The organism is Streptomyces sp. R818 (assembly GCF_056172735.1).
Genome location: NZ_JAOCNE010000014.1, coordinates 563546 through 588986, shown reverse-complemented (window position 1 = coordinate 588986; position 25441 = coordinate 563546). Strand labels below are relative to the sequence as shown.

At 72.2% G+C, this 25441-nt stretch carries 32 protein-coding genes; 10 read left to right on the top strand and 22 right to left on the bottom strand.

The window, feature by feature from the left end:
* Positions 1-235: 235 nt before the first annotated feature.
* From N5I75_RS34390 to N5I75_RS34380, 3 genes are all read right to left on the bottom strand, one after another.
* Complete coding sequence (locus N5I75_RS34390) at positions 236-811, bottom strand: TerD family protein (protein WP_476684065.1); 576 nt, start codon at positions 809-811, stop codon at positions 236-238.
* Positions 812-873: 62 nt separating this feature from the next.
* Positions 874-1902 carry a hemolysin family protein gene (locus N5I75_RS34385; protein WP_476684881.1) on the bottom strand — a complete coding sequence of 343 codons (1029 nt, stop codon included), beginning with the start codon at positions 1900-1902 and terminating at the stop codon, positions 874-876.
* 5 nt (positions 1903-1907) lie between these two features.
* Complete coding sequence (locus N5I75_RS34380; protein WP_476684064.1) at positions 1908-3272, bottom strand: hemolysin family protein; 1365 nt, start codon at positions 3270-3272, stop codon at positions 1908-1910.
* 182 nt (positions 3273-3454) lie between these two features.
* On the opposite strand from N5I75_RS34380, the gene N5I75_RS34375 reads away from it, so the two are divergent.
* From N5I75_RS34375 to N5I75_RS34365, 3 genes are all read left to right on the top strand, one after another.
* Positions 3455-4426 carry a sporulation protein gene (locus N5I75_RS34375; protein ID WP_476684063.1) on the top strand — a complete coding sequence of 324 codons (972 nt, stop codon included), beginning with the start codon at positions 3455-3457 and terminating at the stop codon, positions 4424-4426.
* A gap of 105 nt (positions 4427-4531) precedes the next feature.
* A complete protein-coding gene (locus N5I75_RS34370) occupies positions 4532-4609 on the top strand; it encodes a 50S ribosomal protein bL37 (RefSeq protein ID WP_370443954.1) in 78 nt (25 codons plus the stop codon).
* 240 nt (positions 4610-4849) lie between these two features.
* Positions 4850-5356 carry a hypothetical protein gene (locus N5I75_RS34365; protein ID WP_476684062.1) on the top strand — a complete coding sequence of 169 codons (507 nt, stop codon included), beginning with the start codon at positions 4850-4852 and terminating at the stop codon, positions 5354-5356.
* Between the two features lie 14 nt (positions 5357-5370).
* Here the strand turns inward: N5I75_RS34365 and N5I75_RS34360 are convergent, their stop codons facing one another.
* Positions 5371-7383: a SpoIIE family protein phosphatase gene (locus tag N5I75_RS34360; RefSeq protein WP_476684061.1), complete on the bottom strand. Its 2013-nt coding sequence runs from the start codon at positions 7381-7383 to the stop codon at positions 5371-5373.
* Between the two features lie 295 nt (positions 7384-7678).
* Here N5I75_RS34360 and N5I75_RS34355 point away from each other — a divergent pair, with 295 nt between their 5' ends.
* Together N5I75_RS34355 and N5I75_RS34350 are read left to right on the top strand one after the other, a co-directional pair.
* Positions 7679-8443: a hypothetical protein gene (locus N5I75_RS34355; RefSeq protein WP_476684060.1), complete on the top strand. Its 765-nt coding sequence runs from the start codon at positions 7679-7681 to the stop codon at positions 8441-8443.
* 30 nt (positions 8444-8473) lie between these two features.
* Entirely contained in the window at positions 8474-8911 is a 438-nt protein-coding gene (locus N5I75_RS34350; RefSeq protein ID WP_476684059.1) for an SRPBCC family protein, read from the top strand.
* A 66-nt stretch (positions 8912-8977) separates the two neighbouring features.
* Here the strand turns inward: N5I75_RS34350 and N5I75_RS34345 are convergent, their stop codons facing one another.
* The 3 genes from N5I75_RS34345 to N5I75_RS34335 all read right to left on the bottom strand — a co-directional run bounded on the left by N5I75_RS34345 (position 8978) and on the right by N5I75_RS34335 (position 10150).
* Positions 8978-9295 (bottom strand): hypothetical protein, encoded by a 318-nt coding sequence (locus N5I75_RS34345; protein WP_476684058.1) that lies wholly within the window; start codon positions 9293-9295, stop codon positions 8978-8980.
* 36 nt (positions 9296-9331) lie between these two features.
* Positions 9332-9886 (bottom strand): DoxX family protein, encoded by a 555-nt coding sequence (locus N5I75_RS34340; protein ID WP_476684057.1) that lies wholly within the window; start codon positions 9884-9886, stop codon positions 9332-9334.
* 66 nt (positions 9887-9952) lie between these two features.
* Positions 9953-10150, bottom strand: a complete 198-nt coding sequence (locus tag N5I75_RS34335; protein ID WP_476684056.1) for a hypothetical protein — start codon at positions 10148-10150, stop codon at positions 9953-9955.
* Positions 10151-10424: 274 nt separating this feature from the next.
* On the opposite strand from N5I75_RS34335, the gene N5I75_RS34330 reads away from it, so the two are divergent.
* Positions 10425-11249 (top strand): aldo/keto reductase, encoded by an 825-nt coding sequence (locus N5I75_RS34330; protein ID WP_476684055.1) that lies wholly within the window; start codon positions 10425-10427, stop codon positions 11247-11249.
* A 20-nt stretch (positions 11250-11269) separates the two neighbouring features.
* On the opposite strand, the gene N5I75_RS34325 is transcribed toward N5I75_RS34330, so the two are convergent.
* Positions 11270-12025 (bottom strand): SDR family NAD(P)-dependent oxidoreductase, encoded by a 756-nt coding sequence (locus N5I75_RS34325; RefSeq protein WP_476684054.1) that lies wholly within the window; start codon positions 12023-12025, stop codon positions 11270-11272.
* A gap of 16 nt (positions 12026-12041) precedes the next feature.
* Positions 12042-12698, bottom strand: coding sequence for a maleylpyruvate isomerase N-terminal domain-containing protein (locus tag N5I75_RS34320; RefSeq protein ID WP_476684053.1), 657 nt, complete (start codon positions 12696-12698; stop codon positions 12042-12044).
* A 192-nt stretch (positions 12699-12890) separates the two neighbouring features.
* On the opposite strand from N5I75_RS34320, the gene N5I75_RS34315 reads away from it, so the two are divergent.
* Complete coding sequence (locus N5I75_RS34315; protein ID WP_476684052.1) at positions 12891-14255, top strand: FAD-dependent oxidoreductase; 1365 nt, start codon at positions 12891-12893, stop codon at positions 14253-14255.
* A 74-nt stretch (positions 14256-14329) separates the two neighbouring features.
* Here the strand turns inward: N5I75_RS34315 and N5I75_RS34310 are convergent, their stop codons facing one another.
* From N5I75_RS34310 to N5I75_RS34260, 11 genes are all read right to left on the bottom strand, one after another.
* Positions 14330-14740 carry a hypothetical protein gene (locus tag N5I75_RS34310; RefSeq protein ID WP_476684051.1) on the bottom strand — a complete coding sequence of 137 codons (411 nt, stop codon included), beginning with the start codon at positions 14738-14740 and terminating at the stop codon, positions 14330-14332.
* A 64-nt stretch (positions 14741-14804) separates the two neighbouring features.
* The gene (msrA, locus tag N5I75_RS34305) at positions 14805-15326 is read right to left on the bottom strand and encodes a peptide-methionine (S)-S-oxide reductase MsrA (RefSeq protein ID WP_476684050.1); all 522 of its coding nucleotides are present in this window, start codon (positions 15324-15326) and stop codon (positions 14805-14807) included.
* Between the two features lie 77 nt (positions 15327-15403).
* Positions 15404-16009: a bifunctional 4-hydroxy-2-oxoglutarate aldolase/2-dehydro-3-deoxy-phosphogluconate aldolase gene (locus tag N5I75_RS34300; RefSeq protein WP_476684049.1), complete on the bottom strand. Its 606-nt coding sequence runs from the start codon at positions 16007-16009 to the stop codon at positions 15404-15406.
* A complete protein-coding gene (locus tag N5I75_RS34295; protein ID WP_476684048.1) occupies positions 16006-16269 on the bottom strand; it encodes an HPr family phosphocarrier protein in 264 nt (87 codons plus the stop codon). The genes N5I75_RS34300 and N5I75_RS34295 overlap by 4 nt, the downstream gene beginning before the upstream one ends.
* Positions 16266-17375, bottom strand: a complete 1110-nt coding sequence (locus N5I75_RS34290) for a DgaE family pyridoxal phosphate-dependent ammonia lyase (protein WP_476684047.1) — start codon at positions 17373-17375, stop codon at positions 16266-16268. Before N5I75_RS34290 ends, N5I75_RS34295 begins: the two co-directional genes overlap by 4 nt.
* Positions 17376-17412: 37 nt before the next feature.
* Positions 17413-18156, bottom strand: coding sequence for a DUF4310 family protein (locus N5I75_RS34285; RefSeq protein WP_476684046.1), 744 nt, complete (start codon positions 18154-18156; stop codon positions 17413-17415).
* A gap of 13 nt (positions 18157-18169) precedes the next feature.
* A complete protein-coding gene (locus tag N5I75_RS34280; RefSeq protein WP_476684045.1) occupies positions 18170-18958 on the bottom strand; it encodes a DUF4311 domain-containing protein in 789 nt (262 codons plus the stop codon).
* A gap of 4 nt (positions 18959-18962) precedes the next feature.
* On the bottom strand, positions 18963-19298 hold the full coding sequence (locus N5I75_RS34275; RefSeq protein ID WP_476684044.1) for a DUF4312 family protein: 336 nt from the start codon (positions 19296-19298) through the stop codon (positions 18963-18965).
* Positions 19295-19663 carry an SFCGS family glycine-rich protein gene (locus N5I75_RS34270; RefSeq protein WP_476684043.1) on the bottom strand — a complete coding sequence of 123 codons (369 nt, stop codon included), beginning with the start codon at positions 19661-19663 and terminating at the stop codon, positions 19295-19297. Before N5I75_RS34270 ends, N5I75_RS34275 begins: the two co-directional genes overlap by 4 nt.
* Before the next feature lie 23 nt (positions 19664-19686).
* Entirely contained in the window at positions 19687-20088 is a 402-nt protein-coding gene (locus N5I75_RS34265; RefSeq protein ID WP_476684042.1) for a hypothetical protein, read from the bottom strand.
* Between the two features lie 73 nt (positions 20089-20161).
* A complete protein-coding gene (locus tag N5I75_RS34260; RefSeq protein WP_476684041.1) occupies positions 20162-21292 on the bottom strand; it encodes an amidohydrolase/deacetylase family metallohydrolase in 1131 nt (376 codons plus the stop codon).
* A gap of 190 nt (positions 21293-21482) precedes the next feature.
* On the opposite strand from N5I75_RS34260, the gene N5I75_RS34255 reads away from it, so the two are divergent.
* Complete coding sequence (locus tag N5I75_RS34255; protein ID WP_476684040.1) at positions 21483-22229, top strand: IclR family transcriptional regulator; 747 nt, start codon at positions 21483-21485, stop codon at positions 22227-22229.
* A gap of 120 nt (positions 22230-22349) precedes the next feature.
* A complete protein-coding gene (locus N5I75_RS34250) occupies positions 22350-22577 on the top strand; it encodes a ribbon-helix-helix domain-containing protein (protein WP_476684039.1) in 228 nt (75 codons plus the stop codon).
* A gap of 14 nt (positions 22578-22591) precedes the next feature.
* Here N5I75_RS34250 and N5I75_RS34245 read toward each other — a convergent pair whose 3' ends face one another.
* Positions 22592-22789, bottom strand: a complete 198-nt coding sequence (locus N5I75_RS34245) for a hypothetical protein (RefSeq protein WP_476684038.1) — start codon at positions 22787-22789, stop codon at positions 22592-22594.
* 84 nt (positions 22790-22873) lie between these two features.
* Here N5I75_RS34245 and N5I75_RS34240 point away from each other — a divergent pair, with 84 nt between their 5' ends.
* Positions 22874-23350, top strand: a complete 477-nt coding sequence (locus N5I75_RS34240) for a peroxiredoxin (RefSeq protein ID WP_476684037.1) — start codon at positions 22874-22876, stop codon at positions 23348-23350.
* Positions 23351-23370: 20 nt separating this feature from the next.
* Here N5I75_RS34240 and N5I75_RS34235 read toward each other — a convergent pair whose 3' ends face one another.
* Positions 23371-25440: an iron ABC transporter permease gene (locus tag N5I75_RS34235; protein WP_476684036.1), complete on the bottom strand. Its 2070-nt coding sequence runs from the start codon at positions 25438-25440 to the stop codon at positions 23371-23373.
* Position 25441: the final 1 nt, after the last annotated feature.

Below are 25441 nucleotides of genomic sequence, written 5' to 3'. Positions count from 1 at the left end.
TGAGCGGGAGGCACCGGACACGGGCCCGCGCGATCCGGCGGGAACTGGTCCCGGGACCAGAAATCCATCGGCGGGCCGTCTCCGGTCGCCGATGGATGAGAGGAAGAACGTCAGGCGGCGGCAACCGGCGAGCTGGTCGCTCGCGCGGTCGCCGCGGTGGTGCACAGGCCCTTGACGTTCATGCCAGCCACGGTAACGCGCCGCCGCAAGCGGCGCCCGTGAATTGTCGTGCGCCCTAGACGTTGACGCCGTAGTCGAGGGCGATGCCGCGCAGCCCGGACGCGTAGCCCTGGCCGACGGCGCGGAACTTCCACTCGGCGCCGTGCCGGTACAGCTCGCCGAAGACCATGGCGGTCTCGGTCGAGGCGTCCTCGGAGAGGTCGTAGCGGGCGATCTCCTGGTTGTCGGCCTGGTTGACGACGCGGATGAAGGCGTTGCGGACCTGGCCGAAGCTCTGGCCGCGGGACTCGGCGTCGTGGATGGAGACCGGGAAGACGATCTTGTCGACCTGGGCGGGCACGGCCGCCAGGTTCACCTTGACCGACTCGTCGTCGCCCTCGCCCTCACCGGTGAGGTTGTCGCCGGTGTGCTCGACCGAGCCGTCGGGGCTCTTGAGGTTGTTGTAGAAGACGAAGTCGCCGTCGGACAGGACCCGGCCGTCCGCGCCGCACAGCAGCGCCGAGGCGTCGAGGTCGTAGTCGGCTCCGGTGGTGGTGCGCACGTCCCAGCCGAGGCCGACGAGGACGGCGGTCAGGCCGGGCGCCTGCTTGCTGAGGGAAACGTTGCCACCCTTGGCCAGCGAAAGACCCACGGAACTGCCTCCAATACGTTGCTGATCACTTACTTACTTGCGCAATGAATGAAGCATACCTTTCAGGCGCCGGTCGGTGCCGCGGGCCCCACCAGCTCCGACAGGACGTCCTCCATCGTCACGAAGCCGATGACCGTCCCCTTGTCGCCGGTGACGGCGGCGAGGTGGCTGCCCTGGGCGCGCAGCGCGGTCAGCGTGTCGTCGAGCGGGGTGTCGATGCGGACCCGGGTCAGCGGGTGCAGGGCCGCGCGCGGGAAGGGCAGGTCGCGGTCGGCGCGGCCGAGGGTGTCCTTGATGTGCAGATAGCCGAGGAGCGCCGTGCCGTCCTGGCCGGTGACCGGGAAGCGGGAGAAACCGGCGCCCGCCGCGATCCGCTCCAGGCCCGCGGGCGTGATGTCCGCGGGGACGGTCCGCATGCGCTGCGCGGGCACGACTATCTCGCCGACCGGCCGCGTGCCCAGCTCCAGGGCGTCCCGCAGCCGTTCGCCGTCGGCCGAGGAGAGCAGCCCTGCCTCGCTGGAGTCGAGCACCATCCGCGCGAGCTGGTCGTCGGTGAAGACGGCGTCGACCTCGTCCTTCGGCTCCACCTTCAGCAGCCGGAGCAGGCTGTTGGCGAAGGAGTTGATGCCGAAGACGACCGGCTTGACCAGGCGGGTGACGGCGACGAGCGGCGGGGCCAGGAGCAGCGCGGTGCGCACGGGCGCGGCCAGCGCGATGTTCTTGGGGACCATCTCGCCGAACAGCATGTGCGCGTAGGTCGCCACGGTCAGGGCGATGACGAACGAGATCGGGTGCACGGCGGCGTGCGGCACGTGCACGGCCTCGAAGGCGGGTTCGAGGAGGTGGGCGATGGCGGGCTCGGCGACCGCGCCGAGGACCAGCGACGAGACGGTGATGCCGAGCTGGGCCGTCGCCAGCATCGCGGAGATGTGCTCCAGGGCCCACAGCGTGGCGCGGGCCCGCTTCTCGCCCTCCTGGGCGCGGGGTTCGATCTGGTCGCGGCGTACGGAGATGAGCGAGAACTCGGCGCCGACGAAGAAGGCGTTGGTGAGCAGGGTGAGCGCGCCGATGGCGAGTTGAAGGACGGACAGGGTGCTCATCGGGCCTCTCCCGTCAGCTGCGCGGTCGTGTCGGCGGCGGTGGCCGGGTCGGGTCCGGTGATCCGGACGCGGTCGGCCCGGTGGTGGTCGACGTCGAGCACGGCCAGCTCCCAGTCCTCGACGGTGACCGTGTCGCCCTCGACGGGAATCCGGGCGAGCCGCGTCGCGACGAGTCCGGCCACGGTCTCGTACGGACCCTCGGGGGCGGCGAAGCCGATCGCGGCGAGTTCGTCGATGCGGACGCCGCCGTCGGCCTCCCAGACGGCGCGGCCGTCCGTGCGCGCCTCGGCGGGCCGCAGGCCGGGCGCCTCCGCCGGGTCGTGCTCGTCGCGCACCTCGCCGACGACCTCCTCCACGATGTCCTCGACCGTGGCGACCCCGGCCGTGCCCCCGTACTCGTCGATGACGACGGCCATGGTGCGGCTCTCCCGCAGCCGCTGGAGCAGCCGGTCGGCGGGGAGGCTGTCGGGCACGAGCAGCGGCGGCGTGGCGAGTTCGGTGACCGGCGTGAGCTGCCGCTTCTCCGGTTCCAGGGCGAGGGCGTCACGGATGTGGACGGTGCCGATGACGTCGTCGAGGCTGTCGCGGTAGACGGGGAAGCGGGAGAGGCCCGTGGCATGGGCGAGGTTCGCGGTGTCGGCCGCCGTGGCGTGTGCTTCGAGGGCCTGTACGTCGACGCGCGGCGTCATCACGTTCTCCGCGCTCAGCTCGCCCAGGTGCAGGGTGCGCACGAACAGTTCGGCGGAGTCCGGCTCCAGGGCGCCCGCGGCGGCGGAGTGCCGGGCGAGCGCGACCAGCTCCTGCGGGGTGCGGGCCGAGGCCAGCTCCTCGGCGGGCTCCAGGCCGAAGCGGCGCACGAACCGGTTCGCCGTGTTGTTCAGGTGGCGGATGAACGGGCCGAACGCCGCCGTGAAACCGCGCTGCGGCCCGGCGACGACCTTGGCGACGGCGACCGGGCGCGCGATCGCCCAGTTCTTCGGCACCAGTTCACCGATGACCATCAGGAGCACGGTGGACAGGGCGACGCCGAGGACGGAGGCCACCGAGGAGGCGGCGCCGCCCAGTCCGGCCGCCTTCAGGGGGCCGCGAAGGAGCGCGGCGAGGGAGGGCTCGGCGAGCATACCGATCACCAAGGAGGTGACGGTGATGCCCAGTTGCGCGCCGGACAGCTGGAACGTCAGGCGGCGCACCGCCTTCAGGGCGCCGCTCGCACCCCGCTCCCCCGCCTGCGCGGCGCGCTCCAGATCGGCGCGCTCGACGGTCGTCAGGGAGAACTCGGCCGCCACGAAGAGGGCGCAGGCGAGTGTGAGGGCCAAGGCGAGCGTCAGGAGCAGGACTTGGCCAAGGAGAGGCGCACCCATCGCGGGCTGTGACTCCTTCTCGTTCGGGGGATGTCGGGTACCTTGCACGCGCTGCGACGTCCGCGCGCGGTAACTTCTACGTGCTTGTAGAAATACTCGCAGGACTTGCAGAACGAAGGGAACGCCACCCGTGTTCCCGATCCCTTCCGCACCACCCCGCAGACAAGGAAGTGAACGCTTCGATGGTGTTCAAACGACTGCTCAGCTCGCTAGGCGTGGGCGGCCCCACTGTCGACACCGTCCTCGCCCCGGGGGCCGCGGTCCCCGGCGGCAGCCTCTCCGGCCAGGTCCATCTCCGCGGCGGCAGCGGCGACTTCACCATCGAGCAGATCACGCTCGAGCTCGTCGCCCGCGTCGAGGCCGAGCACGAGCAGGGCGAGAGCGAGGGTGTGGTCGTCTTCGACCGGTTCGTGGTCGGCGGCGGCTTCCGGCTCGCGGACGGCGCCGAGCACAGCGTGCCGTTCAGCGTGGTCCTGCCCTGGGAGACACCGGTCACCGAGCTGTACGGGCAGCAGCTCGGCATCGCCCTCGGGGTGCGCACGGAGCTTTCCGTCGCCGGCGCCAAGGACCGGGGCGACCTGGACCAGCTCGCCGTCGGGCCGCTCCCCGCGCAGGAAGCGATCCTGGAGGCGTTCGGACAGCTCGGCTTCGGCTTCCGCTCCGCGGACCTGGAGTACGGGCGGATCGGCGGCACCGGGCAGAGCCTGCCCTTCTACCAGGAGATCGAGCTGACCCCGGCGCCGCGGTACGCGCACGAGGTGAACGAGATCGAGGTGACCTTCCTCGCCACGCCCGCCTCCATGGAGGTCGTCCTGGAGGCGGACAAGCGCGGCGGACTCTTCTCGTCCGGCCATGACGCCGTCACCCGGTTCACGGTCGGCCACGACGCCGTCCACCACCAGGACTGGAACGCGCTCGTCGACGGCTGGGTGCGACAGGTCATCGAACACCGGTCCGCGTACGGCAGCCACGCCGGGTACGGGCAGGACCACGGCGGCTTCCACGAGGAGGGCCACCGCTCCGGGCCCGGCGTCGGCACGGCGGTCGCCGTGGGCGCGGCGGGGCTCGCCGTCGGCGTCGTCGGGGGCATGGTCGCGGCCGAGGTCGTCGACGAGGTCGGGGACTTCTTCGAAGGTGACGACGAGGACGAATAGTGACGGGCGTCACACTATGAGGCGCGTGTGGCCGGGTAGGCGGGCCCGTGCTCGCCTGGACATTCCAGGGAGATCCACAAGAAGCACCGACCCTGGGAGGTAGCGATGTCCTCGAAGCGACGCCGCAAGAAGAAGGCCCGCCGCAAGAACGGCGCCAACCACGGCAGCCGCCCCCAGTCCTGAGGGCGCGCTGGAGCACATAGAGAGGGGCGGCACCCCGTGTGCCGCCCCTTTTCGCGCCGCCGGGCCGCCCGAGCACCTTTACCGGTTCTTTTCTTTTCGACGTACAACCATTTGGCTACGCCACTCGGCAGCGACTCCGGCGGGAATTCTTCGGGATTCCTGGAACTGCCGCCAGGAATTCGCCATCTTCTCTTGTGACCGAGCTCGAACCACAGCACGTACACGGGGAAGGCACTACCGATGCGCAAGATCCTTCGCACCCGCTACATCGCCGCGGGCGGCGTCGCCGCCGTACTGGCGCTGGCAGCCGTCACACCCGCCCTGGCGGGCCCGTCCCCCGCCGCCGGCGGGACCCGCACCGCCGCCGCGGCCCCCGCCTCGCAGGGCGATCCCCGCAACACCACCACGCGCGTGGCCAATTTCTACGGCGCCTACATCGACGCCGTCTGGGACAACGAGGATCCGGGATCCGCCGCCGACGCGAAGGCTCTGCGCGCTTTCTACCTCTCCCCCGCGCTGCGGAAGAAGGTGGCCGCCTACGAGGAAAGGGAACACGCGGACGGAATTCTGTTCGCGCAAAACGTTCCGGTGAAGTGGGCGGTGAAGTACACCGGTTCCGGGGCCGGGCATTCCACGGCACTCGTGACGCTCACGTGGAACGACGGGAGCAATCCGGACGTCACGAAGATCAAGGTCCGGTCGGATCTGCAGACCCGGAAGATCACGGATCTGGCCCCGGCCGACTGAAGCCGCGGCGGCGGTCAGTCGTCGGCGCGGTCGTCGGCGCTGAAGTCGCACCACACCGCCTTGCCCTCGCCGCGCGGTTCCACGCCCCAGGACGACGCGACCGCCTCCACCAGGAGCAGGCCGCGCCCGCTGGTGGCCGTCTCGCCCGGGGACCGGCGGCGGGGCCGGGAGCTGGAGCGGTCCTTCACCCAGAGGCGGACGCGGCGGGGCGGCCCTGTGAGCACCTCCAGGGTGAGGATGGCGCCGCCCTCGGTGTGGACCAGGGCGTTGACGAGGAGTTCACCGGCCGCCAGTTCGACGTCGTCGGCGACGGAGCGCAGGCCCCACGAGGCGAGGTGGTCGCGGAGCGCGGCCCGGGTGTCGGCGAGCCCTTCGGGGTCGGCCTGGTGGACGTAGCGGTGGATGCGCGGCTCCTGCGGGGTGCCGGGGTCGGGGAGGCGGCGCAGCACGAGGAGCGCCACGTCGTCACTGCTGCCCCAGCGCTCCCACAGCGCGCGCGAGAGATGGTCCGCCAGCTCCTCGGCGGATTCGGGGCCGGTGCGCAGGACCTCCGCGAGGTTCTCGATGCCTGTGTCGAGGTCGAGACCCGCGTCCTCCACGAGCCCGTCCGTGCAGAGCACCAGCGTCTCGCCGGGCACGAGGTCGAGCCGTACCTCGGGGTAGTCCTCCATGCCGAACTCGCTGGCGAGGCCGAGCGGCAGCCCGCCCCGGACGCGGGGCACGCCGACTTGGCCGTCGACGTGCCGGACCAGCGGCGGCAGATGCCCGGCCCGCACGGCGCGCACGATGCCGGTGGCGGGGTCGAACTGGGCGTAGGTGCAGGTGGCGAAGCGGTCGGTGTCCAGCTCGGCCAGGAACCGTGAGGTGCGGGAGAGGACGGTCGCGGGCGAGTGGCCCTCCCCGGCGAAGGCCCGCAGGGCGATGCGGAGCTGGCCCATGATGGCGGCGGCGTGGGTGTCGTGGCCCTGGACGTCGCCGACGACCACGCCGATGCGGCCCCGGGGCAGGGCGATGACGTCGTAGAAGTCGCCGCCGACCTCCCGGCCGCCCCAGGCGGCGTGGTAGCGCACGGCGACCTCGGTGTCGGCGACCTCGGGCACGCCGCGCGGCAGCATGGTCGCCTGGAGGCTCTTGGCGATGTCGCGTTCCTCGTCGAAGAGCATGGCCCGCTGCAGGGACTGCGCGACGATGCCGGACAGGCCGATGCACAGGTTGCGGTCCGCGTCGGTGAACTCCTTGCGCCCTTTGTAGAAGAGTGCGAGTCCGCCGATCGCGCGGTCCTGCGCGACCAGCGGCAGGAACGCCGCGGAGTCGAGCCGCATCTCGTCGATGTAGGGCCCGAGGCGGGTGTACTCGCGCGCGGGGCTCGACAGGGAGCCCATGAAGCGGGGGCGTCGGGTCGTGACGGCCTGGGCGAGCGGCACCGACTCGTCGACCTTGTGCAGCTTCAGCTCGTCGAGGGCCCGCATCGTCTGTCCGACGAGCGCGATCAGCTTCAGGTGGTCGCCCTCGACGAGGCCGAGCACGAGGCCGTCGGCGGCGAACCGGTCGAGGCCGCTCGCCCCGGAGAGCACGGCCACCACGTCGTCCACGGTGACGGCACGGGAGAGGGCGTCGGTGGTGCCCTGCACCATGAGCGCGATGCCCTGCCGGTGCTCCTCCCGGGGATCGACGGCCGCGAGCTCCGCCCCGTCCCCCGCGGCCGGGCGGATCACGCCGACGACGCGCACGGGGCGGCCGTCCCTGTCGCGCAGGATGCGCCCGCGCGCGTGGATGAGGTGCAGGGCGCCGCCCCGGCGGTGGGCGCGGAAGTAGACCCCGTAGCAGTCGGCGCCCGAGGTGATCGCCTCGGTGACCGCGAAGGTCATCCGGACGATCTCCTCCGAGGACACCCGCTCCCGCAGGGAGGCCATGGTGCCGTCGAACTCGTCCGGGGTCAGGTCGAGCAGGTCGTGGGAGCTGGCGTCGAGGCTCACCTCGCCGCTGTCCAGGTCCCAGTCGAAGGTTCCTGTGCCGGTCAGGGACATGCGCTGTTCCAGACCGATGGGGGTCTTCCCCGGCTTTCCTGGCCGGCTCGGCTGGCTCGGCTTCCTTGGCTTCCTTGGCTTCCTGGCTGACGTCATCGCTGTCTCCGGTCTGCCGCTCGTTCACCGTAAGCGCCCGGCGGGCGATGCGCGCGGGCACGGTGCGCGGAAAGTGGCAAGCGACGTTCCGGTGACCCTTCGGACACTTGGGGTAAGGGGGGCGTTCCGCGGCCCTGACGGCCGCGGTCCGGACGGGGGCGCAGATGTCCTCGGACGTCTTCGAGAGGGGAGCGCGATCATGAGGGTCGGCACGAGGGTCGGCAGGGCGATGACGGCGGCGGTCGCCGGGGCGGCCCTGGCCGCGCTGGCCGGGTGCGGGAGCGACAGCGGTGACGACAAGCCCTTCGCGGGCAAGAGCGCCGACGACATCGCCGCGGACGCGGTGGAGGCCACCAAGCAGGCCGACTCGCTGCACATGAAGGGCACCGTGCGCCAGGCCGGGGCCGCCTCGGACGCCGTGGTCACCGTCGACCTGTCGGTGGACCAGGAGAAGAACTGCGAGGGCACCATCAGCAGCGGCGGCGCGAAGGCGGACGTACGCCACACGGACGCGACGCTGTACCTGCGCGGCGACGAGAAGTACTGGCAGAACACGCTCAAGAGCCGGCCGGGCGGCGAGAAGGTCGTACCGAAGGTTGCCGACAAGTGGGTGAAGGCGCCCGCCGACGACGCGATGACGCAGGGCCTGTGCGACAAGCAGGGGCTCGTCGCGTCCATGGACGAGAACAAGTCGGAGCGCCAGGGGATGGAGAAGGGCGGCACGACCACCGTCGACGGCGCCGAGGCGATCAAGCTGACGAAGAAGGCGTCGGGCGGCGAGACGCTCACCCTGTACGTGGCCACGGAAGGCAAGCCGTACATCCTGCGTACGACGACGAGCGGCGGCAAGGAGCCCAATACGGCCACGTTCAGCGACTACGGCAAGCCGGTCCGCCCGCAGGCGCCGGAGGCCGGCGAGACCGTCGACCTGAAGGAACTGGCCGCGTCCGGGCAGAAGGCCTGACCCCGGAGAACGAATCGGAAAGAGGTGCCCATGTCCGCGTCCCTGCTCGAGTCCGTCGACCTCGACGCCCCCGTCTCCGTCGCCTGGGAGCTGTGGAGCGACGTCTCCCGCTGGCCCGCCTTCCTCAGCCACGTACGCCTGGTCGAGCCGATGGACGGGCGGCGTTTCGCGTGGCAGCTCGAGCTGCCCGGGGCGGAGAAGAACTTCGTCGCCGAACTGACCGAGGTGGTCCCGGAGAACCGGATCGCCTGGCACACCGTCGAAGGTGTCGACCATGCCGGAGTGGTCACCTTCCACCGGCTGAGCGACACCACGAGCCGGGTGACGCTGCAGATCGAGTACGACCCGAAGGGGTTCGTGGAGCGCCTGGGCGCCCTCACCAACCTCGACTCGACGCTGGCCAACTACGACCTCGGCGAGTTCCAGAAGCTCGCCGAGACGGCCGCCCGCGAGCGCGGGCAGGTCTGACACCGCCCGCTCACGGCGAAGGCGCCCGTCCCCCGAGGGGGCGGGCGCCTCGCGCGAGCGGCGCCATCAGGCCGGATTGTCGATCCCGGTGACGGCCGGCGGGCCGAGCGGGGCGTCCTCCGCGGAGAAGCCCGCGGCGCGCAGCGCCTCCGCGGCGGTCCGCTCGGCCTTGTGCTGGGCCTCCTCGCCCGCGCCCGCGGTCACCTCCAGACGCATGCTGAAGGTGTTGTCGTCGTTGACGGTGAGCAGGTCGAGGTCCTCCTCGCGCCCCAGCTCCGTCTGGTTCGGGTCGACGGGCCGCAGGCGTTCGGCGATGTCCGCCCGCGCGCGGGCGTCCGCGTCCCGCAGGAACGTCCCCGGGATGGTGATGACAAATGTGGTCACGAGAGGGTTCTCCGTTTCTCTGCTCTCGGCGCCGCCTCACAGATGCTCGGCGACGGCCTTCCGGGCGTTCGACGGAAGCACGCGCACGGCGTCGGACGCTCCCCGCAGGGTCCCCGCGGCGTCCTTGCCCGCGCGCCGGGCGGTCTTGCGGCCGCTGGCCACGGCGCCCCGCGTGCGGTAGGCGACCGACGGCTTCCCGTGCGTGTCGGCGGCGGCGATGAGCAGTCCGCCGATCAGGGAGAGGTTCTTCATGAACTGCGTCCGCTGCTGCGCGCGACGCTCGGGGTCCTTCTCCTTCCACCAGGCGTGGCCCGCGAGCGTCGTCGGCACGAGCGAACCGGCGAGCGCGAGCGAGGCGACGCGCGGCAGCCTGCCGGTCGCGAGCAGCAGTCCGGCGCCGACCTGCACCGCGGCGTTGATCCTGACGAGTTCCTCGGGATCCTCCGGCAGGCGCGGAATGCGCTGCGCGACGGGCATGGCCACCGGTTCGGCGGCGGGCGCGACCCGCGCCGGGTCGCGCAGCGTGCTCACGCCGCTGGTCACGAAGACCGAAGCGAGCATCGGACGTGCGGCTTTCCTCAGTACGGTCATGTCCGCACGTCTTCCCCGGCCGGGCGTGCTCAGTCCGCGTCCGTACCCGTCAGGAGCAATGGGCACTCAGGCAGCGCGGGCGTGATCGTCGGCGGCCGGTGCCCGGTGGCGGCCCGCGCGGCGTCCGGTGGGGACGAGGCGCAGATGGCGTACGCGCCGGCCGGCCGGCGGGCGCGCCTCCTTGTTCAGCAGATCCTCGATCCGGTCCATGGCGATCACCAGGAGCCCCATGACCGGCAAGAGCAAAAGAGCGACAACCAGCATCGGCAGCGTCCTCCTCGCGGCGTCCCGTAGCGGTCCCGACCGCCCCTGGGCGACGCGCCCAGCGTCCCGGTGATGGGAAGACTCCGCAACGCCCATTTCACGGCATTTGCTCCGGTGGGCGCCTCTCGGCCACCCGCCCCTCCAGCCCCACCGGCTCACCACTACCCGCGTTTGCAATTAACCCGCGTACGCAACTATTGTTGTCGCTCGTAAGGCGCTCGCGCATCATCCTCGCGCGGCGCGACCGCACGGCAGTAAGGCAAGGGACGAGCACATGTCCACCATCCCCACCGTCACCCTCAACAACGGCGTCACCATGCCGCGCCTCGGCTTCGGCGTCTTCCAGGTGCCCGACGAGGAGACCACCGCCGCCGTGGCCACCGCTCTCGACGCCGGCTACCGCTCCATCGACACCGCAGCGATCTACGGCAACGAGCGCGGCGTCGGCCGGGCGCTCGCCGACTCCGGCATCGCCCGCGACGAGCTGTTCGTCACCACCAAGCTGTGGAACGCCGATCAGGGCCACGACGCCACCCTCGCCGCCTTCGACGCCTCCCTCGACAAGCTCGGCCTCGACCACGTCGACCTGTACCTCATCCACTGGCCGACCCCGGCCCGCGACCTGTACGCCGACACCTGGCGCGCCCTGGAGAAGCTGTACGCCGACGGCCGCACCCGCGCCATCGGCGTCTCCAACTTCCAGCCGGCCCACCTGGAGCGCCTGCTCGCCGAGGGCTCGGTCGTCCCGGCCGTCAACCAGATCGAGCTGCACCCGGGCCTCCAGCAGCGCGAGCTGCGCGACTTCCACGCCAAGCACGGCATCGTCACCGAGGCCTGGAGCCCGCTCGCCCAGGGCGCCGTCCTCAAGGACGAGGCCGTCACCACGATCGCCGCGCGCCACGGCAAGAGCCCGGCCCAGGTCGTCCTGCGCTGGCACCTCCAGACCGGCAACGTGGTGATCCCCAAGTCGGTCACCGAGTCCCGCATCCGCGAGAACCTCGACGTCTACGACTTCGAGCTGTCCGCCGACGATCTTGACGCGCTCGCCGCCTCCGACCGCGGCCTGCGCACGGGCCCGGACCCCGACACCCTGAACTGAGCCCGTGCCGCACGGCCGTGTCAGCCGAGCGCGTGGCCGCCGTTGACCCGTATGCGCTCACCCGTGACGAAGGCCGCCTGCGGGGAGACGAGGTAGGAGACGGCGGCGGCGATGTCGTCCGGATTCCCCATGCGGCGCAGCGGAACGTCGGCGGCGTAGGCGGCCAGCGCGTCGGCGGGCGCGTCCGCGTGCCGCTCGACCGGGATCCAGCCCGGGGCCACGGTGTTCACGGTGACCCCGTCCGGGCCGAGCGCGCGGGCCCAGATCTCGGTGAGGCTGTGCTGGGCGGCCTTGGCGGCCGTGTACGCGGACATGCCGGGCAGCACGCGCTCGATGACGTCGGAGCCGATCTGGACGATGCGGCCGCCGCCGCGCTCCCGCATCGCGGGCAGCACGGCCTGCATGAGCAGGGTGGGGCTCTTGACGAAGAAGGTGAGCTGGTCGAGGTGGTCCTGCCAGGTCACCGCGGTCGGATCGACCTCGGGCTGCGGTCCGGTGGCGTTGACGACGAGGGTGGTGACGGCGCCGAGCCGGTCGGCGACGTCGGTCACGAGCGCCGCCACCGCGCCCTCGTCCGTCACGTCGGCGGCGAACGCCTCGGCGGTCCCGCCCTTCGCGCGGATGTCGGCGACGACCGCCTCGGCCGCCTGCGCGCCGGACCGGTAGACGACGGCGACCGGATGCCCGTCGTCCGCGAGGCGCCGGGCGATGACGGCTCCGAGGCCGCGCGAGGAACCGGTGATCAAGGCTGTACCAGGGGTTGTTCCATGTGTCATGGCGTCAACGTACGGGTCAGCCGAGAATCAGGGGAAGCCGCGCGGCGAACTCGGCAAGGGCGGCCGTCTCGGCGGCTGTCGGCGCCCGGCGCCCCGTCCCGACGAGCAGCGCGTCCGCGTCCGTGAACGAGGCCGGGAACGGGGCCCCCGCGATCGTCTCCAGCGCGGCGCGTGCCACGGCGAGCGTCTCGGCGGGTGGCCGCGGGGCCGCGGGCAGGTGGGCGATCAGGTCCAGGTGGTGCAGGGTCCACTCCAGGACGTACGCCGCCAGGTAGTCGCCGACCGTGAGCACCTTGTCCTGAGTGGCGATGCGGGCGGCCGGGTCCGCGAGCTCCGCGGCGCGTCCGGCGGCGGAGCCGACGTCGTCGAGGTGGAACGCGAGCAGGTGCGGTGCGCCGTACGCCGCGGCGAGGCGCGGGATCAGCGCGTCCAGGGGATCGTCACCGGACGGGGGCTCCGCGAGGAGGTCCCAGTACCCGGCGGCGTCGGCGGTCGGCTCCTCGTCGGCCGGGGTGACCAGGGTGATCAGCACGTCCTGGGCGTCGATGACCAGATGGCACACCAGGTCCCGGACGAGCCATCCGGCACAGCCCGACGGCTGCTCGTAGTCCTCGTCGGCGAGGCCCGCGACGGCCGCGCGCAGGGCCGCCCATGACCGCGTGAAGGCATCCACGGGGGCACGCTAGGCGCCGGGCGCGGCCCGTACAAGCGCGTTCCGGGGCCCGCCCCGCACCCCCAAAGCAGCTCTATGACATCCCATAAACCTTGCTTATGAGCCCATAGACCGGACCCGCCTGCCAACTAAGGCTTGCCTTACTTTAAGATCAGGGGGAGTACGACTCTTTCCTTCGAAGGGAACCTGAACATGCCTCGCCCTCTGCGGGTCGCCATTGTCGGAGCGGGCCCCGCCGGCATCTACGCCGCCGACGCTCTGCTGAAGTCCGCAGTGGCCACCGAACCCGGCGTGTCCATCGACCTGTTCGAGCGCATGCCCGCCCCCTTCGGCCTGATCCGTTACGGCGTGGCGCCCGACCACCCGCGCATCAAGGGCATCGTCACCGCCCTGCACCAGGTTCTCGACAAGCCGCAGATCCGTCTCTTCGGCAACGTGGACTACCCGCGCGACATCGACCTCGACGACCTGCGCAGCTTCTACGACGCGGTCGTCTTCTCGACCGGCGCCACCGCCGACCGCCACCTCGACATCCCGGGCATAGAGCTCGACGGTTCCTACGGTGCCGCGGACTTCGTGTCCTGGTACGACGGCCACCCGGACGTGCCCCGCACCTGGCCGCTGGACGCGGAGAAGGTCGCCGTCCTCGGCGTCGGCAACGTCGCCCTCGACGTCGCCCGCATCCTCGCCAAGACCGCCGAGGAACTCCTGCCCACCGAGATCCCGCCGAACGTGCACGAGGGCCTCAAGGCCAACAAGGCGCGCGAGATCCACGTCTTCGGCCGCCGCGGCCCCGCGCAGGCCAAGTTCAGCCCGATGGAGCTGCGCGAGCTGGACCACTCGCCCACCATCGAGGTCATCGTCAACCCCGAGGACATCGACTACGACGAGGGCTCGATCGCCACCCGCCGCGCCAACAAGCAGGCCGACATGGTCGCCAAAACCCTGGAGAACTGGGCGATCCGCGACATCGGCGAGCGCCCGCACAAACTGTTCCTGCACTTCTTCGAGTCGCCCACCGAGATCCTCGGCGCGGACGGCAAGGTCACCGCGCTGCGCACCGAGCGCACCGAGCTGGACGGCACCGGCAACGTCAAGGGCACCGGGAACTTCACCGAGTGGGACGTCACCGCCGTCTACCGCGCGGTCGGCTACCTCTCCGACGAGCTGCCCAAGCTGCCCTGGGACGTCGCCACCGGCACCGTCCCCGACGAGGGCGGCCGCGTGATCCAGGAGAACGGCGAGCACCTGCCCTCCACCTACGTCACCGGCTGGATCCGGCGCGGCCCGATCGGCCTGATCGGCCACACCAAGGGCGACGCCAACGAGACCGTCGCCAACCTCCTGGAGGACTTCGAGAGCGGCCGGCTGCCCGCCCCCGCCTCCCCCGACCCCGAGGCCGTCGAGGCGTTCCTCGGCGAGCACGGCGTCCGGTACACCACCTGGGACGGCTGGTACAAGCTCGACGCCGCCGAGAAGGCGCTCGGCGAGCCGCAGTCCCGCGAGCGCGTGAAGATCGTCGAGCGCGACGCCATGCTCGACGCCAGTGGCGCCTGAACCGGCCCACTGAACCCCGCTGAACGACGGGAGGCCCCCTCCGCACAGTGTGCGGAGGGGGCCTTCCGTCGTTGTCAGGCCGTCTCGTCGAACGGTGTCACCCGGTGGTACGCCGCCCGCGCGTGTAGCACCCGGCCCGCGACCGTGCCCACGACCGCCGCCGCGAGCAGGCACGCCATCCAGCCCGGATCGCGGTGCCCGGCCCACGACAGCTCACCGGCCGGCTCCGTGCCGAGCACATTGAGACCCGTCCAGCAGAGCAGCGCCGTGCCGGGCGCCGCGATGAAGCGGCCCCGCAGGCCCAGCAGCGCCGCGAGCAGCATCAGCACGAGCAGCGCGAGGCCCGTACGGTCGAGGAAGCCGAGCACGTCGAGGAGGGCGACGAGCGCGAAGGCGCCCAGGTAGGCGGCGGTCCATATGAGCGGGGTCGCCCACGGTTCCGGGACCTGCCGGACGCCCCGTCCGATCTGTCTCCACTCCACCATCGCCGGCTCCCTCCCACGCGCCCCGTCCACCGCAGCACGCTACCGCCCGCCGCGGCGCCCGAGGTCAGCCGGTGGCCGACTCCGCGCGCTTCGGCAGCTTCCAGTTCGGGCGGGGGAAGTGGCAGGTGTAGCCGTTGGGGTAGCGCACCAGGTAGTCCTGGTGCTCCGGCTCGGCCTCCCAGAAGTCGCCGAGCGGCGCGACCTCGGTGACCACCTTGCCCGGCCACAGACCGCTCGCGTCGACGTCGGCGATGGTGTCCTCGGCGACGGCGCGCTGCGCCTCGTCGGCGTAGAAGATGGCCGAACGGTAGCTGCGGCCGATGTCGTTGCCCTGCCGGTCCCGGGTCGTCGGGTCGTGGATCTGGAAGAAGAACTCCAGGACGTCCCGGTAGCTGGTCACCGACGGGTCGTAGACGATCTCGATCGACTCGGCGTGGTCGCCGTGGTTGCGGTAGGTGGCGTTGGGGGTGTCACCGCCGCTGTAGCCCACGCGCGTGGAGACCACGCCGGGCTGCTTGCGGATCAGGTCCTCCATGCCCCAGAAGCAGCCTCCGGCCAGCACAGCCTTCTCGGTTCCCACGGTCATGCGAAACTCCTGCCCAGATCGGTGGTGACGGCCCGTTCTCGCTGTTCGGGCCGCAGGAGCTGTAACGCACGACGGGGTCAGCCGATTCCCTTCCGCAGCCGGTCCACGTTGGCCGCGACGTCGCCCTTGGTGAGGTCGCTGCCGATGCTGACGAGAAAGGCTCCGGCGGCCAGCCAGTCTGCCGCGTTGTCGACCGTGACGCCGCCGGTCGCCGCGATCCGGGCGCCGGGCAGGACCGAGAGCACCGACTTCAGGTAGGTGACGCCGCCGACGTGCGCGGGGAACAGTTTCGCCACGCCCCGGCCGGCCGCCGTACGGAGTTCGCTGGGTGTGAGGCCGCCCTCGACCAGGAGCCGTCCGGCCTTGTCCGCGACGGGGCGCACGTCGGGCACCTGGAACGGGCTGACGAGGAACCGCGCCCCGGCCGCGAGCGCACGCTCGGCGATGTCGGGCGAGGTGACGGTGCCGAGCCCGAGGGTGATGTGCGGCGCCTCCCGCGACCAGCTCTCCACCAGCTTCTCCCAGCCGGGCGTGGTGGCGGTGAACTCGAACGCGGTGATGCCGCAGTCGACGAGCGCCCGGGCGACGCGGTCGGCGGTGTCGGCGTCGGCCTCGCGGACGGTGGGCGTCACCCGGGCCACGCGCAGCCGCTCGATGACCTCGGTGGCGGCGGGCCCCGTCATGCCGGGTCCGCGATGGCGGCGAGGGCGTCCAGGGTGGATTCGGCGTCGGCGCCGCTGGCGCGGAGCACGATGGCGTCGCCGCAGCGGATGTTGAGCGTCATCAGGGAGAGGACACTGCGGGCGGGGACCTCGCGGCCGTCCTCGCGGGCGACGGTGACCTCGGCCTCGCTGCGGGCGGCGGTCTGGGCGAACGCGGCGGCCGGACGGGCGTGCAGCCCGGCCTCCTCGGTGACGACCAGGCGGCGTTCTACGACGGTCAACGTCCTTCTCCTTCGGTACCTGAGAGCAGTGCGGTCAACTGGTCCACGAGCTGCTCCTCCTCGTCGGGGCGCAAGGGGCGCGGGTCGATGTAGAGGCGGCCGGTGCTCGCATGGTGGTCGCGCAGGTGGATGCCGTGAGCGGCGAGTTCGGCGGCCAGAGCGGTGGCGTCCCGTCCCGCGACCGTGGGGTGCACGGTGAGTTCGGTGCGGTGGATGGCGCGTCCGGCCTCGTCGGCGGTGACGCGGGTGGTGATGCCGGGGAGTTCGGCGAGGCGCGCGGCGAGCCTCTCCATGCGCGCGCGGTGGTCGCCCGGTGCGGCGCTCCCGTACTCGCGGAGCGCCTGGACCAGGCCGAACAGGGTCTCCTTGCCGACCTTCATCGGGCGGGCGACGCCGTTGTACTGGGCCCGGCAGGCGGCCATGTGCTCGGCGCTGCCGCAGATCATGCCGGAGGTGGGCCCGCCGACGGCCTTGCCGCCGCTGTAGATGACGAGGTCGGCGCCGGTGGCGGGCCAGCGCTTCAGGTCCTCCTCCGCGGCGGCGTCGACGATGACGGGGATGCCGTGGCGGCGGCCGACCTCGACGGTCTCCGCGAGGCCGACCATGCCCTTCTGCACGGCGTGGTGCGACTGGACATGGAGGAGCGCCGCCGTACGGGGGCCGATGGCGCCGGAGAGGTGGGCGGCGGTGACCTTGTTGGCGGAGCCGACCTCGACTGGCATGCCGCCGCCGAGGGCGATCATCTGCCGGATCGGGGCGCCGAAGTGGACGGAGTGCCCGCGCGGCAGGATCACCTCGCAGGGTGCGTCCCGGGCGTCGGGCAGTGCCTCGATCCGGGACAGGTCGGTGCCCGCGATCACGGCGGCGACCGCGATGGCGACACCGGAGGCGGCACCCGTGGTGGGGCAGCCGTCCTCGGTGCCGGTGGCCCTGGCTATCTCGCGGCCGACGGCGGCGATCAGGTCGTCCATGACGACGTGCCGGCGGGCCGCGTCGCCCATCGCGGCGATGACGCCCTCGCCGAGGACGCTGCCGCCGAGGGCGGTCATCTTGCCGCTGGCGTTGATCGCGGGCGGGACGCCGAGGTCCTGGTGGAGTGTGCTCACGTGATGTCCTTGCACTGGAGCGGAACGGATGGGGCGCTCACTTGCCGGGGATCGGGAAGAAGAACCCGGCGACCATCGCGCCGATGATCGCGCCGCCGGTCAGCGGCTTCTTCCAGGCGTAGAACAGGGCGGCGCCGATGGTGGAGCCGAGGCCGACCGGGAGCGAGGCGGTGGCGGCGGAGATGATGACGAGCGGGCCGAGGTAGCGCCCTGCGGAGTTTCCGGCGCCCATCATCACGTCGGCGCCGAACGTCGACGTACCGCCCGTGGAGTTCACCGTGGCCCGGCGGATGACGAGGATGGCGATGCCGATGAGCGCGCCGAGCACGGCGCCGACGGGGATCGCGAGCCAGAAGTGCTGGAGCGGGGCGGTGAACCCGGCGGCGAGCAGCATGGCGGGGATGCCGATGCCGACGCCGGTCTGGAGGGAGCCGCCGATGTCGAGGATGCCGACCATGGGGCCCTCGATGATGCGGGCGAAGAGGAAGCCCGCGCCGAACGCGGCGGCGGCGCCGTAACTGCCGCCCTCCATCCCGGCCTTGAGCATGGAGGCGACGGCGACCTCGTTGAACACGCCGGTGTCGTAGACGTAGTAGAGGTGCGTGCCGGTGAAGATGCCCGCGGCGAGGCAGGCGACGAAGACGGGGAAGGCCCATTCGGAGAGCCAGAAGCTGCCTTCGCCGGGCACTTTGCTGAGAAAGCCGCCCTTGGCCGCTCCTGACCCGGTGCTCTGTTCGGGTATGCCGCCGGCGGCGGGCGCGGTGGTGGATGAGTCGGTCATGTCGCTGCCTGCCTCACTGGGGCTTGGTGCCGGTGGCGTCGTGGAACTGCAGGAGCCAGTGCGGGATGTCGACCTTCATCTGTGTGAGCAGGGTGAGGTCGGTGCCGCGCAGGAAGGCGCTTGCGGCGAAGAGCACGACCACCGCGGTGGCCAGGGACTTGGTGACCTTGGTCCAGCCGAGGTCGTCGACGCCCTTGCCGATGACGATGCCGAGCACGATGCCGGGCACGGCGTTGCCCATGACGAGGTGGCCGAGGCCGCCGAGGACGGTGCCCCAGGCGCCGGTGCGGCGGCCCGCGTCCACGGCCGCCATCCAGAAGATGATCGGCATGACGGGGTTGATCAGCCACTCCGAGGCCGGTCCGAGCACCTTCGCCGCGACGTCCTGGAGGGAGTGCGGGATGGAGGCGGCGGTCGTGTTGAGCAGCGTGATCAGGAGCATGCCGACGACGGTGCCGGTGAGGGCCATGCGCCGCGGGTTGTGCAGCGTCTCCGCGAGGTTGCGGTTCTTGATCATCGCGGCGGACGCGGTCCAGTGCGGCACGATGCGGTGGTCGACGTCGCCGGTCAGGGCGCCGGTGCCGACCGCCGTCGACCATGCGTTGAAGAGGAAGCCGAGGCCGAAGGAGAAGTGCGCGACGGGGTCGTTCTGGCAGGCGTTGAGTTCGCCGAGGGTACGGAAGGCGCCCATGCCCTGGACCTTCGGGGCGTGGAACATACGGGCCACGCCCGCGCTCGCGCCGAAGCCGATCAGGCCGCCGATGACGAGGGATTCGAGGAGGACGGTGAGGGTGTGGTTCATCGGGTCACCTCATGCGCAGCGCGTGCTGGAGCGGCGTGAGCCGCTCCTCGCGCACCGTGAAGTCGAGGGCGTCCAGGTCGAGTGAGGTCACCTGGACCTCGATGCGCAGCGTGATCTCGAAGCGCTGCCGGGTGCGGGGGAAGAAGAGCCCGAGGAACCGTTCGGTCCAGCGATGCTCCACCGCGCCCACGACATCCAGCTCCAGGGGCTCCACCCGGAAGGAGACGCCGTCGGTGCGCTTGCCGACGGCCGACTGCACCTGGCCGATGGCGGTCGCGAACGCCTTCTCGCGGGTGGGCCCCGAGCCGCTGAGCCGCAACGTGTGCCGCTCCTGCTTCACGCCGCCTCCTTGCCGAGCTTCTTCAGGAGCGCCTCCGTGACCTTGAAGCCCAGCTCCTCGCTGTCGAGGAACCCGAACCCGAGGACGGTCCGCCCCTGCTCGACGGCGGTCACCCCGGCCTGCGCGGACCGCATCCCGAACTCGATCTCGTGCCCGTACTTGGCCTTCGCGGTGACGGCGCCCGCGCCACCGCTGCCGCAGAACGAGATGCCGAGGTCGGCCCCTTCGGCGGCCATCACGTCGCCCACCTTCATGTCGGCGCCGGGGCCCGGGATGAGGATGGGCTCGCCGCCCGCGGCGCGGATGCCCTCGGCGACGGCGTGGCCCTTGCCGAGCCGGTGTCCGATCACGATCTTGACTGTCATGGCGGTGCTCCCTGAGGGGTCGGTCATGCCTGCGCGGTGGGCTGGTGCTGGGTCTGGAGCTGTGCGGCCGCCTCGAAGTGCAGGGCGAGCAGCAGGACTTCGGTGTCCCGCGCGGCGAAACCGCGCGGGGTGCAGTAGGTGTCGACGAGGGTGCGGACGGCGGCCATCCGGCCCGGGGCGACCTCGGCGGCGAGCTGGTCGTCGAGCGCGTCGAGGTGTTCCGCGTCGCGGACCCGGCGGACGAAGGCGAGGGCGTGGACGGCGAGCGCGAGGGACCGCGTCTCGTCGAAGGCGATCCCGCACGTCTCCGCGTAGACCTGGGCGAGCGGGAGGAACGCCGTCAGGTCGGCCCGGTCCGCGTCGGTGACGGGGCGCGCGGTGTCCTGCACGGTCGCGGCGAGCCGCTCGATCAGGGGGGTGGTCATGCACGGGCCTTTCGGTGGTTCTGTCCGGTGGTTCTGTCCAGTGGTTCGGTTCGGTGGGGCGAACGCGGTGGGGCTACGGGGCCTGGAGGCGCCGCGCGATTCCGGCGCGGACGACGGCGACCTCCTGGAGGCGGCTCGTCCCCGTACGGGTGGCGCCGTCGGCGTCGGTCAGCGTCGTGGGCTCCTCGGAGAGCCGCAGCAGCGTCAGGTCGGCCCCCGAACCGGCCCGCAGGGTGCCGAACTCCTCCGCCAGACCGATGACCTGCGCGGCGTGCAGCGTCGAGCAGCGGATCACCTGCTGCGGGGTCAGGCCGAGCGCGAGCAGTTTGGTGAGGGTCGTGACGAGGGAGTGCACGGGCCCGTCGACGTTGCGGTTGTGCAGGTCGGTGCTGATGGTGTGCGGGGTGAACCCGGCGGCGATCGCCCGTTCGGCGACGGCGAAGCTGAGGCTGGCGCTGCCGTGCCCGACGTCGAGCCGCACGCCCCGCTCGATCGCGGCGCGGGCCTGCGGTTCGCTGCCGAAGAGACCGCCGGGCTTGCCGTGGAAGGCGTGGGTGACGACATCGCCGTCGCCCAGCAGGTCGAGCACGTCGCCGAGGTGCGGGGGCTCGTTGCCGACGTGGACCATGACGGGCACACCCACCCGTGTGGCCACGCGCTTCGCCGCCTTCAGGGGCGCGAGCCCGCTGTTGCCGAGGACCGACGCACTCATCCGGATCTTGATGCCGCGGATGCGGTCGGGGTGCGCCCGCAAGCGCTTCTCGGTGGCGGCCTCGTCGATGTCGTCGGGGCCGCGCGAGAGCTCCTTGCGGCCGTGGGCGAGGCCGTGGCGGGAGATGTTGAGCCAGCTGAGGACGCGGGTGGTGGCGGGCCGGACAACGTTATCGGCGAAGTCGTCCCAGTGGTCGCTGCCGCAGCTGCCCGCGTCGACGACGGTGGTGACGCCCTGGTCGACGCCGATCACGTCGGCCGGAACGCCGAGGTCGGTGCCCGGGTCGTAGACGTGCGTGTGCAGGTCGATCAGGCCCGGCGCGACGAGCAGCCCGGTCGCGTCCAGGCGCTCGGCGCCGTCGAGCGTGCCCGGGGCGCCGACGGCCGCGATCCTCCCGTCCTGGACGGCGAGATCGCCCGGCTCGGCCTCCGGCCGCAGTGGATCGGCGAGGAGCCCGCCCGCGATGACGAGATCGAATCGTTGCGGGCGCACGGAAGAAGATCCGTGTACAGCCATGGACGGCCGCCTTTCCCGAGCGTGAGAGTGGTGCCCGCGCACCGGCCGGGGGGAAGGTGGCCGGGCTCGCACCTGGAGGAGAATCCCGAATCTGTTCCGTACAGTAGAATGACGTTCCGTTGTACGGATCGATTGGCAACATAGCCCGCTTCTCCCCGGAGGGTCAATGGAACCGAGCAAGCCCGCGAATTCCGTCGTCAAGGCGCTACGGGTGCTGCACGCGGTCGCCCGCGCCGACGGGCCGCACCGGCTTGGCGACATCGCGGAGCGCTCCGGCGTCTCCAAGGCCTCCACCCACCGGGTTCTGGCCACCCTGGTCGAGGAGGGCTACGCCGCGCCCGACGGCGAGGGCCGGTACGGCTGCGGGGTCCAGCTGCGCGCGCTGGCGGCACAGGTGCTCGCCGACGACGCGGTCGGCATCGACGCCGTCCTGCGCGCCCTGCAACAGCGGCTCGGGCAGGCGGTCCACCTGGCGGTCCTCAGCGGCGACCACGCCACGTACACGCACAAGGTCGACCCGGGCCACGCGTACCGCATCGCCACCGACGTCGGCACCCCGCTCCCCCTGCACGCGACGGCGGCGGGCAAGGCGCTGCTCGCGCACCTCCCACCGGAGGAGGTGTCGGAGATCCTGGGCCGTACCGGCCTTCCGGCGCGCACCCCGCGCACCCACACGGACCGGGCCGCCCTGACCGAGGAGCTGGCGGCGATCCGGGAGACCGGGTACGCCACCGACTACGAGGAGGCGGACGCCTCCATCTGCTCCCTGGCCGCCCCGGTGCTCGACGCCGACGGCACCGCGGTCGGCGCCGTGTCCGTCTCGTCCCTGACGTTCCTGGTCACGGAGGAGCAGTTGGCGGCGTTCGCGCCGGCGGTGCGGCAGGCGGCGGAGGACGTGTCCCGCAGATTGTGACCCGCCGAGTGGTGCATATGTGGTGCGTTTCGGAGTCGGTTGTGGTTCACTCGATGGGTCAGTGGCCCTACTACCGCCGCAGCCCTACCACCGCAGCCCTACCGACGAGGGAGCCCACCCATGGCAGGACATCCGGACCACCCGCCCAGCGAGCGCTTCTCCGTCACGCTGGCACCGCCCGCCGTCGTCGCGGTCAACGAGCTGGCCGAGACCGGCGGCGTCAGCAAGGCGGACGTCATCAACCGCGCCGTGCTGCTGCTCGGCTTCGTCGAGCGGGAGCGGGCCGCGGGCCACGAGCTCATGATCCGCAGGGCGGACGGGGAGCTGGAGCGCATCCACATCCTCTGAGCGTGCGCGGGGCCTCACCCGTCCGTGCCGGGCAGCCGGGTGTCACCGTCGGACCAGTGATTGATCCAGCCGCAGGCGCCGCACGCGTAGCGGCCGTTGATGCCCGCGACGACGGTGCCGCAGCCTCCGCACTGTTTCTCCGTGACCTGCTGCCCGGCCAGGAACTCCGCGGCCGCCGCAGCCGTCTCCACGTTCCGATCATGCGAGTTCATGGTCGCGCCCCTACCCAGCGGGGCGCGGCTCAGTGCCCGTACGCACCCTCTTCGTCCGTCCGCCGCGTCCGTCAGGAGCCTCCCGTGTCAGCGTCCCCCCGCATCCGAGTCGGATCCGTCGTCGAGGACTTCACCCTGCCCGACGAGACGGGCACGCCCACGTCCCTGTCCGCCCTGCTCGGCGAGGGCCCGGTCGTGCTGTTCTTCTACCCGGCCGCGATGACCCCCGGCTGCACGGCGGAGGCCTGCCACTTCCGCGACCTGGCCGCCGAGTTCGCCGAGGTCGGCGCCCGCCCCGTCGGGGTCAGCGCGGACGCGGTGGAGCGGCAGCAGGAGTTCGCGGGGCTCCACACGCTCGGCTTCCCGCTGCTCTCGGACCCGGAGGGCGCGGTGCGCGGGCGGTTCGGCGTGGCCCGCGGTTTCGCGCCGCTGCCGACCAAGCGGGCCACGTTCGTCATCGGGACGGACCGCCGCGTCCTGGAGATCGTCCGCAGCGAGTTCCGGATGAGCGCCCACGCGGACAAGGCGTTGGCCGCTCTGCGCGCGGCCGACGCCCGTTAGTCCCTTTGCATCCGAAGCGGCTACCGGCGGCTGCGCACCAGCAGGTACACGAAGTACGGCGTCCCGATCACCGCTGTCATCAGCCCGGCGCCCAGCTGAGCCGGCGCGATCACCGTGCGTCCGAGCAGGTCGGAGGCGCACACCAGCACCGCGCCGAGCAGCATCGCGACGGGCACGACCCGGACGTGTCTGCGGCCCACCAGGGCGCGCGCCGCGTGCGGCGCGATGAGGCCGACGAAGCCGATCGTGCCCGCCGCGGCGACGGCCGTGGCGCTGAGCAGCACGCTCAGGACGAGGAAGCCGAGCCGGCCGCGCGCGAGGTCGAGGCCGAGCAGGCGCGGGGTGTCCTCGTCGAGGGAGACGAGGTCGAGTTCCCTGCGCCGGACGACCGTGACGGCGGTGGCGATCACGAGCACCGCGGCCACCGGCAGCACGTCGGTGCCGGTGCGCCCGTACGTCGAACCCGACAGCCAGATCAGGGCCTTGGTGGCGCTGAACCGGTCGGTGAGCACGATGAGGAGGCTGATCAGCGCGGTCGTGCCGGTGGCGACGCCCATGCCGATCAGGACGAGCCTGCTCTGCTGGTAGCCGCCCTTCGCCGCGAGTCCGAAGACGAGCGAGGAGCTGAGCGCGGCGCCCGCCAGCGCCGCGCCCGCGATGGCCCACGCCCCGGCGCCGGGCGCGGTGGTGACGAGGAGGACGGCGCCGAGCCCCGCGCCGCCGGAGACGCCGAGGGTGCCGGGTTCGGCGAGCGGGTTGCGGCTCACGGACTGGACGAGGGTGCCGGAGAGGGCGAGCGCCGCGCCCGCGGTGAGAGCGGCCAGGACGCGCGGCACCCGGGTGTCGAGGACGAAGCTGACGGCCTGCCCGGCCTGCCCCGTCAGCCAGTTGGTGACGTCGCCGAGGAGGAGCGTGCTGTCGCCGACCAGGACCCCGGCGATGGTCGCGCCGATGAGGACGGCCACGAGGACGAGCACGGTGAGCGTGAACGCGGCCCGGCTCGGGATGCGCAGGTGCTCCTGCGCGGCGGCGGCGTCGCCGTCCCGCATCCGCACCGCCATGACGACGAGGAAGACGGCGCCGATGACGCTGGTGACGACGCCGGTCGGCACGGTCACGGCGGTCTCGGCGGACGTCACGGTGCGCAGCAGGACGTCCGCGCCGAGCACGAGCGCCGCGCCGACGAGCCCCGCGAAGGGGATGCGCAGCCGGTGCCGTACCAGCGGACGCACCCGGCGCGCGAGCGGCCGGACGAGGGCCGGCGCGCACAGGCCGACGAAGCCGATGGGCCCGGCGAGCGTCACCGACGCCGCCGACAGGAGCGCGGCGAGGACGACCGCGGTGATGCGGGTGGAGCGGACCGGGACGCCCAGGCCGCGCGCCGCCTCGTCGCCGAGGGCGAGGGCGTCGACGCGCCGGGCGAGGAGGGCGAGGGCGATCAGGGCGGCGAGCACGACCGGGGCCATGCGGACGATGCCGCCGAAGCCGTTCTGGCTGATGCTGCCCTGGGCCCACTGGTAGATGCCGTCGGTGGACTCGGGGAACAGCAGGAGCAGCGCCTCGACGACGGCGTTGAGGCCGAGGGTCAGCGCGCTGCCCGCGAGGACGAGCCGTACGGATCCGGCGCCGCGTCCGGCGAGCCCGAGGACGACGGCGGCTGCCGCGAGCCCGCCGATGAACGCGACCGACGACGACGCGAGCATCGGCAGGCTGACACCGGTGACGGTGAGCACGCTCAGGGCGAGGTACGAACCGGCGTTGACCGCGAGGGTGTCGGGGGCCGCGAGCACATTGCGGCTGACGGCCTGGAGGACGGCGCCGGCCGCGCCGAGCGCGACGCCGACGAGGATCCCGGCGACCATGCGCGGCAGCCGGGAGGCGATGACCACGGAGGCGTCGCCCTCCTCGGCGCGGCCGGTGAGCGCCTTCCACACCTGGCTCGCGCCGACGGAGGCGGTGCCCTGCGTGATGTCGACGACGGCCAGCGCGAGGACGAGGAGGAGGAGGAGCCCGACCGTCACCGCGACCGCGCCCGAGGGGGACGAGGCCGTGCGCTCGGGCGTGGCGGCGGGGGTTGCGGTGACGGTCATG